The organism is Eudoraea sp., assembly GCF_049669105.1.
Classification (GTDB): Bacteria; Bacteroidota; Bacteroidia; order Flavobacteriales; family Flavobacteriaceae; genus Eudoraea.
Window position 1 is genome coordinate 1 of sequence record NZ_JBATKE010000222.1, and the last position, 19,030, is coordinate 19,030.

General features: G+C 36.9%; 13 protein-coding genes. 4 read left to right on the top strand and 9 right to left on the bottom strand.

The annotated features are described in order from the left end of the window. The 4 genes from WBM60_RS16570 to WBM60_RS16585 form a co-directional block, all read left to right on the top strand. A partial coding sequence (locus WBM60_RS16570) for a helix-turn-helix domain-containing protein (protein ID WP_424283355.1) occupies window positions 1-767 on the top strand: 767 nt, incomplete at its 5' end. 126 nt (window positions 768-893) lie between these two features. Then, window positions 894-2,039 carry a DUF418 domain-containing protein gene (locus WBM60_RS16575; protein WP_424259526.1) on the top strand — a complete coding sequence of 382 codons (1,146 nt, stop codon included), beginning with the start codon at window positions 894-896 and terminating at the stop codon, window positions 2,037-2,039. Beyond that, the gene (locus WBM60_RS16580) at window positions 2,036-2,857 is read left to right on the top strand and encodes an alpha/beta hydrolase family protein (RefSeq protein WP_424278723.1); all 822 of its coding nucleotides are present in this window, start codon (window positions 2,036-2,038) and stop codon (window positions 2,855-2,857) included. Before WBM60_RS16575 ends, WBM60_RS16580 begins: the two co-directional genes overlap by 4 nt. A 498-nt stretch (window positions 2,858-3,355) precedes the next feature. Continuing rightward, on the top strand, window positions 3,356-5,779 hold the full coding sequence (locus tag WBM60_RS16585; protein ID WP_424283356.1) for a glycoside hydrolase family 3 C-terminal domain-containing protein: 2,424 nt from the start codon (window positions 3,356-3,358) through the stop codon (window positions 5,777-5,779). 106 nt (window positions 5,780-5,885) lie between these two features. Here WBM60_RS16585 and WBM60_RS16590 read toward each other — a convergent pair whose 3' ends face one another. The 9 genes from WBM60_RS16590 to WBM60_RS16630 form a co-directional block, all read right to left on the bottom strand. Next, window positions 5,886-6,800, bottom strand: a complete 915-nt coding sequence (locus tag WBM60_RS16590; RefSeq protein ID WP_424276432.1) for a YitT family protein — start codon at window positions 6,798-6,800, stop codon at window positions 5,886-5,888. A 127-nt stretch (window positions 6,801-6,927) separates the two neighbouring features. Beyond that, window positions 6,928-7,797, bottom strand: coding sequence for a tetratricopeptide repeat protein (locus WBM60_RS16595; RefSeq protein WP_424259521.1), 870 nt, complete (start codon window positions 7,795-7,797; stop codon window positions 6,928-6,930). 760 nt (window positions 7,798-8,557) lie between these two features. Beyond that, window positions 8,558-9,295, bottom strand: a complete 738-nt coding sequence (locus WBM60_RS16600) for a CPBP family intramembrane glutamic endopeptidase (RefSeq protein ID WP_424276434.1) — start codon at window positions 9,293-9,295, stop codon at window positions 8,558-8,560. Window positions 9,296-9,461: 166 nt separating this feature from the next. Next, window positions 9,462-11,321, bottom strand: a complete 1,860-nt coding sequence (locus WBM60_RS16605; protein WP_424259519.1) for a prolyl oligopeptidase family serine peptidase — start codon at window positions 11,319-11,321, stop codon at window positions 9,462-9,464. Between the two features lie 100 nt (window positions 11,322-11,421). After that, entirely contained in the window at window positions 11,422-12,738 is a 1,317-nt protein-coding gene (locus WBM60_RS16610) for a hypothetical protein (RefSeq protein WP_424259518.1), read from the bottom strand. A 398-nt stretch (window positions 12,739-13,136) separates the two neighbouring features. Beyond that, on the bottom strand, window positions 13,137-14,219 hold the full coding sequence (locus WBM60_RS16615; RefSeq protein WP_424259517.1) for a transporter substrate-binding domain-containing protein: 1,083 nt from the start codon (window positions 14,217-14,219) through the stop codon (window positions 13,137-13,139). Further along, window positions 14,216-17,161, bottom strand: coding sequence for a hypothetical protein (locus tag WBM60_RS16620; protein ID WP_424283357.1), 2,946 nt, complete (start codon window positions 17,159-17,161; stop codon window positions 14,216-14,218). The genes WBM60_RS16615 and WBM60_RS16620 overlap by 4 nt, the downstream gene beginning before the upstream one ends. A gap of 191 nt (window positions 17,162-17,352) precedes the next feature. Next, the gene (locus WBM60_RS16625) at window positions 17,353-18,306 is read right to left on the bottom strand and encodes a proline iminopeptidase-family hydrolase (RefSeq protein WP_424276463.1); all 954 of its coding nucleotides are present in this window, start codon (window positions 18,304-18,306) and stop codon (window positions 17,353-17,355) included. 147 nt (window positions 18,307-18,453) lie between these two features. Then, on the bottom strand, window positions 18,454-19,030 hold a 577-nt coding region (locus tag WBM60_RS16630; protein ID WP_424283358.1), incomplete at its 5' end, for an MBL fold metallo-hydrolase.

The window sequence follows — 19,030 nt, forward strand, 5'->3', positions numbered from 1 at the left end:
TGTTACTGTTTTCCGGTAATTCTTTATTGGATCTTTTAGGCTGGGAATTTCTTGATCATTTTTTCATGGCGCAACAATATTACGCCTTTATTTTAACTGTAACGGTGTTTGCCATTGCCATAAGAGAAACATTAAATTATCGAAACTTAATTAGAAATGAATATACAGATATGGCTCTTCTCAATATCAACTGGCTATGGCAATGTATCTTCGCTATAGCCCCTATTATTTTGTTATGGGGAGCTGAATTATTGCGTATCATATTAGGCGGGACGGGTCAATCCGATCTAACAATTTTAGCCTATTTATTCATTGCTATTTTCAACTACTTTGTGAGTTACAAAGCTTTTACACAACAGACCCTCTTTGATGGATCTGGCGATACTTTCAATACATTGAAAGATAATGCACCAACTTCCCATAAAGTAAGTACGGCTATTGATCCTGAAATTTGTGGGAAGATCAAAAGCAAAATGGAGACCAATGAATATTACCTCGATCAAGATCTAACCCTCCATTCTTTTGCCAAAGAGATTCAGATTTCTGCACGAACAATCTCTAGCTGTATCAACCAAAATCTGGGAATGAATTTTAATGAATGGGTAAATAACCATCGCGTGGATAAATGCCTGGTAATTATTGAAGCCGATACCAAGAATCAATTATCAATTGAAGGTATTGGTTTTGATGCCGGATTCAAGTCCAGATCCGCAATGTATGAGGCCTTCAAGAAAAAATTAGGACATTCCCCAGGTCATTTCAGGTAAAACAATGTCCTGAAATCAGTTTTCAGTACAAGCAAAGTTTAAAAAAGCGTAACAGCCCTAATATCTTCGGGTCTTCTTGTTAAGTGTTCGAAAATCGGATGCAAAAAACCATAATCATAAAACAAGATGAAAACATTTAAACCGATTGCCAAATCCAGGATTGAAGTTGTAGACGCTTTAAGGGGATTTGCACTCTTGGGCGTATTATTGGCCAACGTTCCTTACAGTGACGACCCTTCAATTGCAAGTGTCTTTGATGGACCTTTGAACTTTTTATCAGATCTTCTTATTTCCAAAAAGTTCATCACTATATTTTCTATCCTTTTCGGGTTTGGATTTTATATCCAAATGTCTAGAGCCGAGAAGAGCGGAGTGTACTTTAAAAGTTACTTTCTAAAAAGAATGGCTCTGTTATTTCTTATCGGTGCAATACATTGTTTTGTGTTATGGAATGGAGATATTATCATGTCTTATGCCTTTGGTGGTGTTTTCTTGTTGCTGATACGTAATTGGTCTATAAAAAAAACAATCGTACTCGCCATTATATTTAATGTAGTACTTACCGGTATAGTTTTTATTGGTAACAGTGCTTTAGAGTGGCAGGTGTATGATTATGATTACGGATTAGCATTGGTGCAACCAACCACTACTTCTTATTGGGAATATTTAAGGGTAAATACCATAATGGCCCCTTGGTTGAACTTTTTTAAAGATATGCCGATTACACTGGTCTATACTTTTGGTAATATGCTCATCGGGGTGATTTTAGGAAAGTTGGACTTTTTCAGAGTTCCCGTAAAACTGAAAAAAATCACGAATGGAATGATTCTTTTGGGCTTTACGGTAGGCCTTACAGCAAGCTACTTTTATCATCTGGTGATGTCTGGTGAACTGGAATTGGATATTCCTTTGCTTTGGGTGCCTTTTGTTATAGCAGCAGGAATGATTTTACAGGCCTTGAGTTATGTAGCACTTTTTGTTCGTTTATATCAAAAAGGTTTTTTTAAGAAAATGCTACAATGGTTTAAGTATGTTGGAAAAACAGCATTGTCTAATTATATATTTCAGTCGGTTTTTTATCTGGTAGTGTTTTTTCATTGTACTAATGTATTTCAGTTATTTGGTAAAGTATCCAAAATAGAGACTTATGGAATTGCATTATTGTTTTTCGTTTTACAATCGGCAATAAGTTACTTATGGTTAAAACGAAGAGACCAGGGACCACTGGAGTATTTATGGAAAAAAATGAGTTATAAAATAAATAAAAAATGAAAACAAGATTAATCATGGTAATTGCCCTGATAATAAACAGCTATATGAATGGTCAGGAGAGATTGGCTTCTAAAGTATATTTTAAAAGTGGGGAAGAAACCATTGAAGGCATACTGATCAGACCCAATAATAATGATAACACACTTGCTGTTGTTTTTCAACAAGGCCCCGGGAATCATTCCTTTGAAGGATACGAAAACGAAGCGTGGGGGGCACATAAATTTTATATAGAAGATGTTTTGCTCGAGCAGGGGTATGCTATTTTGTATTGCAATAAGAGAGGTTTAGGAAAATCTACCGGCAACTGGAAAAAAAATAATTTTTATGGGAGAGCTGAAGATGCCTATGCAGCCATAACTTTTTTAAAGACATTGCCCTTCATTGATTCTGGCCGAATTGGTATAAGCGGTCACAGTCAGGGGGGCTGGATTGTTCAAATTGTTGCTGCAGAACACAAGGATGTAGCTTTCGTAATTGCACTGGCTGGCCCAACAGTTGGTGTAAAGGAGCAGACAAGTTCTAATGACAGTTTGCAATACATGTGCAATGGATTTTCAGGAGATAAACTGACAAAGCGGATGAAGAAAGATAGGAAGAACAAAAGGTTAGGTTATAATGTAGGTAAAATATCTGGTTTTATTGGTAGTGCCCGATTTTGGTACCTGATAGCTGATTATAACAATGATGAGGTTTTAAAATCAATTCAATGCCCAACCTTGCTATTGTTTGCTGAGTACGATATAAACGTCAATCCTGAGCAGAATATCCAACATTTCAATACTCTTTTTGAAAATAGGCACCTGATAATTTTAGGATAAAAGTGATGAAAGGAGGCCAACAGGGATTCTACAAAGTTTCGGATAGATGCGTGGATTGGGATACTGCCAGCCAACAGACTTTTGATCCCCTGTTTCAAGACGAAGTCCGAAGCTGGTTAAAAAAAGCTGGATTTAAAAAGAAACACGAATAATTACCAAAATTATGTTCCAAATGGTGAACTATGATTTATATATGAAGCGTAGCCTGCCTACATGGTTGAATATTCTTTTGTTCGGACAGCCTTAGTGCGCTCTTCAAGAGAGGCTCTGTCATGTTTTGGCATCTTTTTTTGAACAAGCAGAGTTTGCAATGAGGGCAACATCTAATAGTATTGGATAGTAAATTTAATACTTGTTCATTTGAACGATTCAGCAAGAAATTATCCTCTCCATGTTTAATGATACCCTGCACATTCATATTGCACTTCTAAGATTTGAGGCATTGTGCCACGAAAAGGAATGTATTATTTTTGTGTCTTACAGACACTATTAAAAAACATGAAGAAGATTTTAAAAAGATTCTTGATTATTTTAACATCCTTAATTGTTCTCATAGCAATTGCCGCCTTTATCGGTTGGTCCTATTTAAAATCAAGCTTTTTTACTTTTGAAAAGGATTATCTTGACCACTTTAATATCAAGGAATTAACGATAGAAGGGTACACTTTTTTAGATCGGAATGGGAATAACCGGTTAGATGATTACGAAGATGATCGCAAGTCAATTGAGGTGAGAGTAAAAGACCTGGTCTCACAAATGACTTTAGAGGAAAAGATCCATTTGCTTAAAGGCTCGGGAATTGCTTCGGCTATTGGAATGAATGAACCGGGAGATGGAATACCCGGGGCTGTTGGTACTATTGTGCCTACCCCAAGGCTGGGAATTCCGACAGTATACTTATCAGACGGTCCGGCTGGCCTAAGAATAGAACCAACACGAGAAGGTGAGGACAGAACCTATTATTGCACTGCCTTCCCAATAGCTACTTTGCTCGCATCAACCTGGAACGAAGCGCTTGTTCAGGAGGTTGGTAATGCCATGGGCAAGGAAGCATCGGAATACGGAATAGATGTTATTTTGGGGCCGGGCGCAAACATTCATCGTCACCCCTTATGTGGGAGAAATTTTGAATATTATTCTGAAGATCCGGTATTGACGGGGAATATGGGCGCCGCTATGGTAAATGGTATTGAATCTAACGGTATTGGTACTTCTGTAAAACATTTTGTTGCCAATAATCAGGAAACCGAGCGAAATTTGAATGATGCTATCATTTCCGAAAGGGCCTTGCGAGAAATCTATTTAAAAGGCTTTGAGATTGTTGTACAAAAATCGCAACCCTGGACAATTATGTCTTCTTACAACAAAGTAAATGGTACCTATACTTCAGAAAGTGAATATTTGCTAACTGATGTGTTAAGAAACGATTGGGGATTCGAAGGACTCGTGATGAGTGATTGGTTTGGGGGAAGGAATGCAGCGGCTCAAATAAGGGCCGGGAACGACCTATTGGAACCGGGAACCAAAAAACAGTGGGACGCACTTTTAGAGGCCAGCGAAAATGGAACATTGTCTATAGAAGCTATTGATAGATCTGTAAGTCGTATTCTGGAATTGATACTGAAAACCAGGAAGATGCAGAATCAAGAGTATGGAAACAATCCTGATCTCAAAGCACATGCTAAAACCACCCGCTTGTCTGCCTCTGAGGGAATGGTGTTACTTAAAAATAAGAATGCACTCCCCTTGCAAAATACCAGGAATATTGCCCTGTTAGGAATCACTTCTTACAATTTTATTGCAGGCGGCACAGGCTCGGGAGATGTGAATGAGGCTTACACAATTTCTCTTGAGAAAGGTTTGGAGAATGCCGGCTTTGAAATCAATGAAGCGGCGAAGCATGTATATGAGCTGCATAGATCAGCAAACGAGAAGTCATTTGAAAAGGCCGAAGGAATTGAAGCCATGTTTACTCCATATACACCACCTGAGATGACTTTTACTGCTGAACAACTAAAAGAAATAGTTGAAAGTTCAGACGTTGGTATTCTGACCATTGGGAGAAATGCAGGTGAAGGAGGTGACAGGGTAGAGATTGACGACTTTTTGCTGAAGGAATTAGAGCAGGAAATGATTTCCAGTACTACCCGGGCTTTCCAGAATGCCGGTAAAAAACTGATTGTGGTCCTCAATATTGGGGGAGTTATTGAAACCGCTTCCTGGAAAGGACAACCAGATGCAATTTTGCTGGCATGGCAAGGAGGACAAGAAGGAGGAAATTCTGTTGCAGATATTTTAAGCGGAAAGGTGAATCCAAGTGGTAAATTACCAATGACTTTCCCAATTGCTTTGGATGACCATGCTTCAAATGCCAACTTTCCTCAGGAAGGCGGACATCTTACATACACTGATGCGATTTCAGGTCTTTTATTTCAGAAGGAGGAGAGGCCGGAAGCTGAGAAAGTCCGAAACAGAGACTATACGAACTATGATGAAAGTGTTTATGTAGGTTACAGGCACTTCGATAAAGCCAACCTACAGGTTTCTTATCCTTTTGGCTTTGGACTTTCATACACAATTTTTGACTATTCAGACCTAGAAGTGAGCCTGTCAAATGGGATGATCAATATTCTTGTAAACGTTGAAAATACGGGGCAAATTGCTGGAAAAGAAGTAGTTCAGGTATATACAGAAAAACTTGAATCAACCATTGATCGTCCTGTTCAGGAGCTAAAAGCATTTGCAAAAACCGGTATTTTAGAGCCGGGGGCAATTGAGCGCCTGTCTATTGGTATTCCGGTTTCTGAGTTACGTTATTGGGATGAAGCTGGCGGGGAATGGGCTCTTGAAAAAGGGGCATACATGCTACGAATCGGAACTTCTTCAAGGGATATCAGGCAAATAGAAGAAATCAACTTGTAGATCTTGAAATTTGATTAAGCAGGATATGCATGCCAATGCTTTTGCATATATAGTTAAGGGTTCTATGTAACAGCGTTTTAGTTTAATTTTGAGCGGTATAAGGTTGTTATTTGGTTTCATCGCTTAAATCGCTGGTTTTTTTATGCTTTGTTGGCGATAGTTTTTTTAATCCTTCTCTGGAAAAATATTTTGTATACATACCTCCTCTAATGTTGTTTACGTCAAATTCAATTATAAAGGCATTCTTATCTATTGCGTTAATTAAATTATATGTTCTTCTAATATCAATTCTATTGATTACAGTGTGGATAATGTCTTTTGCAGTTTGAGCGCCTCTTTTTCCAAAGCCTCCTGATCCTTTATATAAAGTTGTGCCAGTACCAACAACGCGAATAAGCTCATTATTAATTTCATTAGTTTTTTCAGACACAATCATTAAACCAACGAAATCTTCAAACCCCTCGATCATTAGATCAATAACTTTAGCGGTTACTATGAATGTCAATATGGAGTACATTGCTACTTCAAGTGAAAGCAATACTGCAGTTGCTCCAAATAAAATTGCATTAAAAAAAAGCACAACCTTTCCTATACTTATACCTAAACGATCATTTAAAAAAATCCCCAAGATTTCTGAACCATCTAAAACTGCACCGTTTTTTATAGTCAAACCAATTCCAGCTCCTAAGAAAAGACCACCAAATATTGCAATCAGAAGCTTGTCTTCTGTTATCGCAGAAAAATTTTCAAAATGGATGATAATTGCTAATGAGAGGATTGATATCACCGATTTAATAAATATTCTTTTAGATAGGTAAAACCAAGCCAATATCAGAAATGGGATGCTTACAATTAATAGCGTATAAGAAATATCAAAGTGGAAAAGTTCACTTAGCAATATGGCAATTCCTGTTGCACCGCCATCCAGGAAGCCGTTAGGCAGTAAAAACATTTTTAGTCCTATACTTGCAAGAAGAACACCTATTGATATTTGAAAAACCTCAGATAAAATTCGTTTCATAGTATTTATGTTCTCTCTTTTCCAATTATATTAACCTAATTATATATTAAATATGCATTGACTTTTATTCGTTTTATTTTTTGTCTAAAGAAGTTAATCATTGCTTATGGGTTGGTTATCCCGATAGCTATTGTTTTAAAGCCATAAGCTCTTTATCGACAGAGCTTACAAAGTCTACTCCGTATAATTTAGCAGATTTCTTTACGTTCTCATAAGCTCGGATTGCCAATTCCAGTTCACCGCTTTGTTTAAAAATATCACCCAAATGCTTCCACCCATACGCAAAATCAGGTTCCAAAAGAACCGCCTTAGCTAAGTTGGCAATTGCAATATCATACTCTCCAATTGCTGCTAATCCTTCAGCAACAGAATCCAAAGCACTAGGGTTTAGACTGTCGTTTTTTAAAAATTGCTTAAATGCCTTTAATGCACTTTCTTCCTGTTTAAGACTTAGATACGTATAACCAATATGATTGTATGCAGGGTAATACGAAGGATTTTTGTTTATTAAATCTGTTAATGTTTCTAAACCATCTTCTGGTCGGCCTAAATCTGTTTGAGTAAATCCCAGAATATGCATGCCATATTTGTTGTCGGGATACCTGGACAAGAACTCTTTCATTTTTAATTCACAATCTGACAAATCTCCATTCGCAAAACTACATAAAGCCATCGTAAATGAATGGTCAACATCTGTTTTCCTGGATAATGTTTTAGCTTTTTCAATATTTTGAGATGGATCTCTATATAGCATAAAGTCGGTCATTGCCGCATAACCATAAGTCAAGGCATGTTCTTTTTGTTGGTTGATAAGCGTATCGAATAGCGTTGATGCTTTTTCAAAATATGTTCTGTGGAAAACTAGTCTTGCATTGTTGAACTTCTTTTCAAAATCCTGTTCAAAACTATCATCAGTAGATTGGGCAAAACCATTGACTGAGACAAATAGGAAAATTAAAACGCTGTTTAAAACTCTTTTCTGATTTAAAAACCTCATAAGTATTTCTTTTTTAATTACCGCTAACGGTTTGGCTGGATACAATTATTTTAATATCGCTTCATAGATCAGCTAGCCTTTCCTTGCTTTCTTGGAACTTGAACAGCACCTATGATTTTGGTGCGGGAAATCCGCTAGGGTTTTCTATCCGGAATCGAGCTGCTTAAAATTAGGAATTTTCTTTTTGAAAAAGGTGAGCACTGAATTATCAGTTTTGTTGTAAACCGTTTTTATATCAGAACATCAGTTTTTCAATACCATTCGAATAAGAACTATAACTAGTCCAGACAGAAAAATGCTTGTAAAAATGATTTTATTGAATTTCGCTAACCAATTTGGGAGATAAATGTCAAAATTATCCTTTTGAGAATTTGAATACTTCCGCGCAAGTACAGTTAAAGGACAAAACATTTTGAAAATAAGCAAAATAATTCCTTCTCCTATAACCAGGGCTATTGCAATCCAAGTGAACGTATTAATTTTACCGGTAATTCCGGAGTATAGAATATAGAATATTATGGTGACGAAAAACAACCATATTATAGTATGTATCCATTTAATTACTTTAAGCTTGTTAGATTGGTCCATTCTTTAAATAGCTAAAATGATGCACAACGACTTCGGTTATGATGTTGACGTGGAAAATCCACAAGGATTTTCTGTCTAAAACCAAAGTTAATTTTTTGGGTTGGATTTTCCTTTAGAAAATCCGCTGCAATGGGTTATAGGTTGTGCAGGCAGTAGTTTACTATTAAATACCTCAATTAATAATACCCTGAATAATTCCTACCATAGGAATCCCATTCATAACAGCATGGGAAATAATAAAAATTGTATTGTTTTTATATCTCTGAACTATGTACGACATAAATAGTGCTCCTGGAAGTACCATCAATGCGTTATAAGGAGCAAACAAATGGAAGCCTGTCCACAATAAGCCATGTACAATCCAAGTATTTTTTCCATGCGTTAATTCTTGACGTGGAAATAAATAACCTCGCCATAAAAATTCTTCTCCCACAACATTGAAGAAATATCTAAAAAAAAACAGTCCTAATAACCACCAATTACCACTAAGATTACGTCCGACAAACATAGGACGATCTCCCATTATATCAAGAACTATTTCTGGAGTTGGAAATAAGTCATGAACCCATTTAACAAATGGGTATCCTAATTTGTAAACTAATAGATACAAGGAAATATCAATGATAACAAATAGAATAACCCAAAACCAAAATTTTCCTTTTATTGGTAATATTCTGAAGCGCTGACATAGAGATTTCCATGAACAATCGTTGCCTTCTTTTTTATAAGCTAATAATGCCACAATGAAGAATAGAATATGTGGAGAGCCAAGAATTAAAAAGTTGATTGCGGGATCTAATCCACGATTTGCCAAAAAAGGGACCACGATTCTTTCAATAAGTAAAAACAAGAAAGCGGCACTACCGAAAATTAGAATTGAAAATTGTAGAGAGATTGGTTTTATATTCATGGTCGAATATCTACTGGTATATATAGTCGACGACGACCAGGAAAATTTGTTACACATGAATTTAGGATTTCATGGTCCTTTAAGGGTGTTCAATTAAGGTATGAGTAACTTATTACAGTTTAGTTAAGCGGTCATTAATGCCGTTTAATTTTTGTTAGACACAGTATTACTTTTCAACTAAGTACAGTTTAAACCAGTTAACGATTGACACCGCAGAGGTAACCTTATTGGAAGTTTTCCTCCACCCGTGTCCTTCATCCTGGAATAAAATGTACTCTACCGGAATATTTCTTTTTTTAAGATTTTCTACAACTTGTTCTGCCTCAACAACAGGAACATTTGTATCATTTGCGCCGTGTAAAACAATTGTCGGGGTTTTGACAACTTCAACCTTATTGATAGGAGACAGCGCCCTTAGCATATCTGCCTCAGTATCTGGATCTCCATATTCAACTTTTGAAATCGCAGCCATCCATGGTTCCGTCTGTTCGAAAAAAGTAATGAAATTAACTACCCCAAATAAGTTGGCAGCTGCAGCGAACATATCGGGATACTCCGTAATTCCTGCCATAACCATATAACCGCCATAAGAGCCACCCATGATTCCAACCTTGCTTTTATCTGCAAAACCAGATTCAACCACATAGTTGTAACAAGCTTCAATGTCTTTTATCCCGTTTGTTCGTAAGGCACCATTGTCTAAATTCACGAATTCCTTTCCAAAACCTGAGGATCCCCTGACATTTGGAGAAAAGACCGCTATGCCCTGACTCAACAATGCTTGAAAAGTATAGCTGAATGATGGTCGGGACTGACCCTCGGGGCCGCCATGATAACTGATTACAGTCGGATAAGGATGATTGCCTACTCCGGGCTTGTATAGCCATCCGCTCAGCTCTAAACCATCAAATGATTTGAATTTGACCAGCTCCGGGGCAATCAATTCTTCAAGATTGATACCAGGATGCGGACTGTCCGTCAATTTTGTGAACGTGTCATTTTCGAAATCATAAAGCCAGACATTGGCAGGTTCTGTGGAGCCACTTCCTGTGAAGAGAAAGTAACGGTCATCAGAAGAAAAATCTCCTCCTCCCACTTGCTCTACGGGCATATCTAATATCCTTAATTCCTTTTGGTTTTGGATATCAAAAAGACTTATTTCATTTTTTCCGGCAACATTCCAGACAAGTAATGCCATTGATCCCGATTCATTAAAGATGAAGTTCTGTAATTCCGAATCTCCGCGTTCACTTAATACTTCAATTTTTCTGTTCTTAATTTTTCCAAACGCTATCTTATCTCTATTCAGATTTGAGGAGATATAAATTTCACCATTCGGAGAAAACTCCCCATAGAAACTACCTGGACCACTGTGTTTCGTTAGCAGTGTTTCATTAGATTCTTTATCAATTAGATATAGATCATTACTTCCCCTACTCGCTACTCTTGACAGTAAAAACCGGTCATTGTCTTTGCCTATATCAGTAATGCGCCCGATTCCTTGATTCATTATGCTCAATTCAGTCGTTTTGGTTAGCATATTATACAGATGACTATCCATGCCGGAAGGATTGTTTTGATTTGAAGAATAGGACAAATAATTTCCATCGTCGCTCCAGTTGCCCATCCAATTATTTGATTTTCCTCCACTGGTAATTCGTTCAATTTCGCTTCCATCGGCCTTGATAGTGTATATCTGGCTATTCATACCACCACCCGGAGCAAGTTGAAAGGCAATTTTATTTCCTTTTGGTGACCAGATCGCATTGGAAACCGGATCATTAAAGTTTGTCAATTGTATAGGCCAGCCTCCAGTACTTGGGATTTTCCATAATTGTGGAATTCCACTAATATTCGATATAAATGCTATTTCACTGGCATCCGGTGAAAATGATGGTGAATAACAGGCTCCTACTTTTGCCATCGCCTCTATTTTGGCAGTAAGTTCTTTTGATGATTTTTGCGCAAAGGAGTTTATCGAGATGATCAATAGGGGGAGGAATACGATCTTGAGCGTTATTTTCATAATTTATTTTTTCATTTTTTATTAAATATATGCTTTGTTAGTCTTTGTTATTCCCTCAACGATCTCTGTCTTATAAATTGAAGAATCTTCACATAATATTCTATTCTTTCCAAAAAGGTATAAGGGCGGTTTCACGAAAAAACAAGGTGTCTTTTCCATTATTATTTTGGAGAATTTGCACATCTACTTTTATTGCATGTTCTCCGCGAGGCAGGTCTCCTACATCCAGAACAGTCAGTAATCCAATATTTTTGCGAGCAGGGTGTTCATGGAACCGGTATTTAAGATTGTTTATTAGTGTATCATTAACATAAATTTTAAATCGTTGGACGTGGCAGTCCAAAGCCATATCTGCATTCATGTTGTTTCGTAGCGGATCATCATTGCCAAAGAAAAAAAAGCCCGTTTTAGCTGGTTTTAAGTCCGGGCAAATGGCCTCAATAACTTTATCATCGTTACGTGCGACATAAGGCAGAAAAAGTTGAGCATATCCGTTTTTGACAAATTTAGAAGAAATACTAGCTGAATATGAAGTCCTGTCTTCTAAGGTATCATCATAAAAATTGTTGCTAATGGATTGTAACGTTCGATTTCCAGGTAGATAAGCATGTGTATTTACGGTCAATGAAGCAATTAAGGTAAAACCAATCAGATAAGGGATTAAAAATAAAACTATACTACGCCCGAATTTATTATCCAACAAATTATAATAAATCGGCCGATAGATAAAAGCCAAAGTAATAACGCTAAAAAAGCGATAAATAGGATAATAGAACCTGGCAATTCTTTTTTTTCGTTTTATCCAACCAAGGGTAATGAAATCAAGGAAATAAATAAAACCTCCCAATAAATATAATAATAAAAAAGGCACAATAACCAAGACCCATAGATCTCCGAATCTGGTGTTTATCCCTTCCATAGTCATTGCCAGGATAACAAGTCCTACAACAAAAAGTCCTCCGGAAATTAGAATAAAAATGATAAGAAAAGTAAAACCGAAAACAGCACTGCATAATTTTTCGAGTTGCTGGATATATAAATCGAAACTCACAATCTTACTTCGAAGAAACCGATCAAATTTAGGACTGATATTTAGCTTGTTAAAATCAATATCTCCAGACACATAGCGTAATCCTATTGTGCTGATCCAAAGCCCACGTAACAAAACATGCAGTATAAGATTGATAATCAAAACATACCACGCACCCAATAATACCTGATAAGGTATATAAAGTAATCCATAATAGGGACTCCCTGATAGCAATAGGTCAATTTGATAATCCAGGTTGTGAACTGGCTCATATGATTCGGCGAGTAAAAAAATAGCAAAACCAGAAATCAATAGTTCAAGTTGCCAACTTTCCTGCTGCAGGATCTCCAACCATTTAGTAAATGATTTATTCTTGTCCTTTTCCATTTGGTTTTTTATAATCACACTTCTAATTTACCATATTGTTTTTATTCATCACTTCCTCTTCTTTACGCCTGGACCTGAATTTTATGGTTTGGATAATCATAATTATACAAATATGAATAAAATACAAAATAAAAGAATATTAATACGTATATGATATAATGCTAAGATTGGGTTTGTTGCTAAATTAAAGCCAACTTTTAGTATAAGAAGCGTTTCAATGATTTTTATATATGGATAGCCATTCGTTATTTAAAATATAGTTTACGTTTTCGGTTTTATTCTAATAGCATATTAAATATGTTGTTTAAAATGCAATTATTTTAAAAATCAACCTATTTATTTTAGAAAGATGAATCATTTTTAACTTAAAATCTTATCCAGGAGCAACACTCCATTTTTTATTTCCCCTTAACATCATACTTTCTTTGCAAATCTACCCAGTGTTCCTTCTGGATCTCCTTCATCAAACCAACATTGATCAGGTCAAAAGCCGGGTGGTTCTTCGGTAGCATAAAACTTTGATAGTTCTCTTTCAAAGTGAAGGGCAGCAGTTTCACTTTTTCATCTAAAGAAAGCCGATTTATGTAATACTGTAAAATGGTACGATCATATAGCAGCACATCATTTTCTTTTTTGGCAAGTGCCCTGAGTGCAAGAATAGGTGAGGCATATGTCTTACTGATAGGGATATTTTCGTGCACTAAATAGGACTCACTGTTGGTAGCACCCACCACGGAAATATTTTCCACCAATCGAATATCCTCGGCATTTTTTATGTCGGTTTGTAATCCGGTAATAGTTAGAGTGGAAGCTACGCTGGCAGTAAAACTCGAAATAATGATCACTGCAGTAAACATCCAAATAATGGCAATCGCTTTGCCTATGTTCGACTTGGGAGCTTTATCGCCATAACCCACCGTAGTCATCGTTACGGCTGACCACCATAGCCCGTCAAAAAGGCCTAACAAACCGGGACGGAATTGAAATTTATTGTGCCTTCGTTCAATTAGCCATAGAAAAAAACCAAAGACAAAAATGACAAAAATGAGTAATAATATAATTTCTAAAAAAGCCAGTGAGAAAATATTACTGATGAAAACGGCTAAGGGGGAGCGATTTAAGTAAGGAATGGCTACTCCAATACTGGAAATGAAATAGGGCTGCGTCATGTCAAATTTGTTAACCCGCGAATCATTTACATCCATTGGATTAATGGTCAAATCGATATCCTGGTACTCAAGTCTTTTTAAAATACCGACGAAATCTGAATATAGTTCATAACGGTAAGTCAGATTAGCAGACTGTGCTATGTTTTCCCATAACTCAATACTCAAGCCTTCAAAATTATTATCTTCTGTTTTTATTACAAAGGGGGGATTATGGTATATCCCTACGGTAAGAGTATCACTTTCGGCAAAGGCCTGTTGGTTATTTCCCCCAAACAATAACAAGATTAATATGTGCAACGATAGATTCTTCATAACCTTTTCGTTATTTCCTCGTGAATAGAAGAGTAGATAAATTGGGCTAAAATTCTAAACATAACCAAATCATTAGCATCGAAATGATTTTTCTGGATACTGTACGCACATAATACGACCGGCTGATCATTCTCTAAAGTAAAAGGAATAAACAATAAGGAATTAAAAAGGTAGGCTGCCTTTTCTTCAATGTACATGGCATGCTCCTTTTCGAAGTCATTAATTAAGACTTCCTGACTGTTGGTCATAGCCCAACATGTTAAACTGGTTTTGGTGTTGAAGGGTTTGCTTCTAAAGGTATAACCACTTCGTTCCTGGTTGGAATAACCCCTATGGACTATTTCATTTTTTTCCATAAATGCAATTTCAAAAGCATTAATATCAGCAGATTGGTTAACTGCTTTACCCATTGCAGTGATGATGTCGTTCCAGGATGCCTTTTTGGGAATTTCTTTGATAAATAGTTCGAGGGTTTGGATATTCGAATTTGCATTATCCAATTCTTCTTGCTGCTCTTCAAATTCCCGAATCTTTTGATGGAGTTGTTCTTCCTTTTTCGCTAACTTTTCATTGGAGTATTTCAAGACTTGTTGCAATCTGTTGAATCGTCGTTTAACGTAAAAACGAAAATAATAAGATATAAATAAAACCAGCAGGCCAATGGAACTATAAATAAACCAGGTTTGCAAATACCAGGGCACAAATACCTTTAATTGAATTTCCAAAGGCTTACTCCATTGGTAGCCTCCAGGTTGTCTGGCTCGCAATTCCAGGTAGTAATCACCTAGTTCTATTTGGTTTAATGACAGCGTATTTTTATTTCCGTTAGATTGCCAGAGTTGTTCTTCCAGCATGATCTGTCTATCTTCTTTTGGAAGCAGTCTGTATTGGTATTGAACATTTCTGGCAGGAAAGGACAAATTCGTAAATAGTAATTTGAGCTGTTGACTTTTTTTTATTTCTAACACCTCATTGAAGCCTTCGGTAAATTCTCTTCCATCGATTATGACTTCTCTAATCCTTGGCGGATTGGAATAGGGAAGGGTAGCCGCGGAAATGCGTGAGTATACGAGGCCTTCTGCGGTACCTGCCCAAAGGCGTCCCTGAGCATCTGTAGTGATACATCGGTAAGCACTTATAACTGCGGGTAAACCTTCTGTTTCACCTAAAATGGTGGAAGTATTTTGTTGGTGAAAAACCAGTCCTTTGGTGGCCGTGGAGATCCAAATATTATTATTGGAATAATGTGTTACTCCTCTCACCTCTTCTTGACCTAAAATATCATTTTGGATCAGTGTGATTTTTTCAGAATCGTAGCGAAGCAATCCATCTGTAGTAGCCAGCCATACGACACCACGATCGTCGATGGTCAAATCATGGGCTTCAAAATTGAGCATAGCTGTAAAAGGAAGGGTAGGGCTAAGGTTCTCAAATCGATCTTTCACCGGATCAAAACGGTACAAATAACTTTCTTCACCAATACCTGCAGCATATATTTCGCCCTGGGCACTTTCCTTGATTGCCAGAACTCTGCTGGAAAAACCTTTGGTCTCATCGTAATACTTGATTTCCCCTTTTGCATTGATCTTTGCAAGGCCAATAATGGGTTTATTCACAGGGGCCTGGCAAAACCAGAGGTTCCTTTTACTGTCTGGATAAAGATAGAAAATGGCCTCGCCCCGGTCATGGAAATCATCATATCGTTTGATGATCTTGTTATTGGCATATTTTAATAATTCAACTTTTGGGGTAGTCGTTGTTACCCAGGTGAAACCGGCTTTGTCTTGAGCAACTGCATTTGCTTGTAAATTATTATAGATGGTCTTGGCGGTGAATTCATCTTCAAGGGGAGAGATTTCGTATAAATAATTAATGGGTACCCAGGCTTTCCCCTGATTGCCCATAGCAATACCTATAGGATTATTCATGGGCAAATTTTTAACGGTTTTGAAAAAGCGTTGTTGGAGCAACCAGAGACCGGTTTCCGAACAAACCCAGAGCTTATCATTATTACTTTTGCTATCCGTAGTTACATAAATTTCATAGATTTGTCCAAAATCCAATTCTTCCACCCGATGAGCTTCATTGGCTCCATATATAGTTTGAGGAGGTTTGTTTAAATCAGCTACTGTAAATAACTTTCCCTTCCTGGTCCCGATGATGTATTGATCATTTTCATCCGCATACATGGCAGTAATCAGGTCATCAGCCAGCTCAATCATCTTAATTAGCTTGGGCTTATTTTCTTGAATGGTATAAACATGCATTGCATCGTTTCCCACCACAAGGTAATCTTTGTTAATTAATAAGGTATTCCCATTTTTAATGTCCAGCTTTTTTTCAAAAGTATTAGTGGCTTTATCAAAGTAGAATAATCCATCCAATGGACTCAGCACCCAAATTCCACCCTTTGAGTCTTCATGTATCGCAAGCTTTTGAGCTTTGTTCGTTTTGGAAAATTGATAGGTTTTGAAATCTCCTTGTTGCAACCTGCCAATGCTGTGATTGGATTGAGTAAGCCAGATTTCTTGATCTTTACCTGGCGTAAAATCGTTGGGATAAAAAGGAAGCCCGGTAGTTTCATTGATTGTGCCTTCTATTAGCGGAATTACCTTAGGCTGGGAAAGCAAATCGTCAATTTGGTAGATACCCATATCATTTACAAACAGCAGGTGATCTTCGCGTTCATGAAGCTGATGAACGAATTGACTCTTTGTATGCATGCTATAGATGTCAAAATGGATGCCATCAAATCGATACAAACCGTTTTGGCTGCCAATCCACATAAAGCCCGCCTGATCCTGAAGTACGGTGGATACCTGGTCAAAAGGGGCTCCGAACCCGGAATTGTATTGAACATAGCTATACTGTTGTGCAGAAATATGAAAAGATATGCCACACAAACAAAGGCAGAGAATTACTTTGTTCAATTTTCCTAGCATTAGAGACAAATGTAGGAAAAAATCAGTCTATTTCAGGATACGATCTGTAACCATTTTTTCATTTTATAATTGGTCAATTATTGGCCATCCCTATTGTCCCGAAAGTTATCGGGACGTAAGGATTTTCGTAAGTAAGCTTGCACCAGCAATTAATTTTATAAGGTGTTAGCGGTTGTTCGATAATTCTTGATTTATTTCTCTTGTATCTCGAGAAATTCTTGAATCGCAGCAACCACAGCGAGTCTATTATCATTGAGGGTAGAATGACCTGCATCCGGGATGATAATAAATTTTGCAAAGGGTATCATTTGGCAAAGTCCTTTGACTGTTTCGGGGCGTGCTTCATCAAATTCACCCGTAGTAAACAATGTTGGCACTTTGACATTTTTAAGGTTTAGATGATTGTCGTAATCTCTTAGCGTACCTGTAGCAGTAAATTCACTGGGACCCCACATATAATTATATATAAATGAATTTCTTTTGGACTGTACAGTGTCAAATGGATGTTTATTAAATTTTTTTCTTCTACCGTGTTTACTTGCAAACAATGTATTGGCAGCAGCGTAAGATTCAGTATCAAATAGACTATCAGTTTCAGCTATTCGAATGGCTGTTTGGATAGAATCAGGCAGAGCTGCTATAAGCTTATGTGCATCCTCAGTCCAAATTGGAGTGCTAAAATAGGGGCTATTAAATATGAGTCCCTTAATGCCTTCTGGATACATTGTATAATATTCAAGTGCCAATGCTGCTCCCCAGGAACCTCCAACCACATAGAATTCATTCAATTTTAACTCCGATTTAATCGCTTTCACCTGTTCAACGAACTTTTTCACTTTTAATAAAGACGTATCCTGATGATGGTCAGATCGCCCTGTCCCTAATTGGTCGAACATGATAACCGGACGTTCTTTCGCAATCTCAGATAAGTTATAATAACTTCTACTTGTACCCCCAGGCCCTCCATGCAAACACACTAAAGGAGTATTATTGCCTTCTCCCATTATTCCGTACCAAATTTTCCCACCTTCTACCTCAACGAATCCCTCCCCTGTTTGGAGGTAAGGATTTGATTGTTTTTCATAAAAGGAACAACTGGAAATGAAAAGTATTATAATGATATAAAATTTAGAAGAGTTCATCATAATAATTGTCTTGAGAGTATTGTATCAGGATTCTTTCTTAAGGTCAGCAAGTTTTTGTAATTAAGATTAAACTACTGCTAACATATAGTGTATGAAGTGTAATAGCGATTAGCTACTATGATTTTATACCCGTTGTTGTGTACAGTGTCATTCCTTTTCTACTTTTTTTGAAACCTCATAGGCAAACTTTAAATTCATCACATAAAAACGATCAAACCACCAATCTTTATATTCATCAGGAATGGGAACCATCCCAATCTTCTCTATTGATTGATCATACTTATGCAGATTACTCGCCGATATTTCTAGATTCAATAGATAGTTCTTCATATGATTAATAAGTTTCTTTGCTCCAATTTCACCATGTCCGGGCATGATTGTATTAACTTCAAGAGAATTCATATAATCCAACCAGTTCTTCCAGTTCGATATGGACCCATGAGGCATATATGGATGACACTTATTGAAAATGAGGTCACCTGAAAATATTATTTTATCATCAGGCAAGTATAAAATTAGATCACTTTCGGTATGACCTGGGCCTTTTGAAATAAGCTGTATTCTTCTATTAGGACCATCAAAATTTTGGATGCTGTCAAAATATGTATCTGGCAATCGTGTTTTTATTTCGAGATGACTATTTAATAGGGTCTCATAATATGGCCGCCACATAAGAATTTGTTGGTATTCCCTTGATAGCTTATCTCCACTAAACGAATTATAC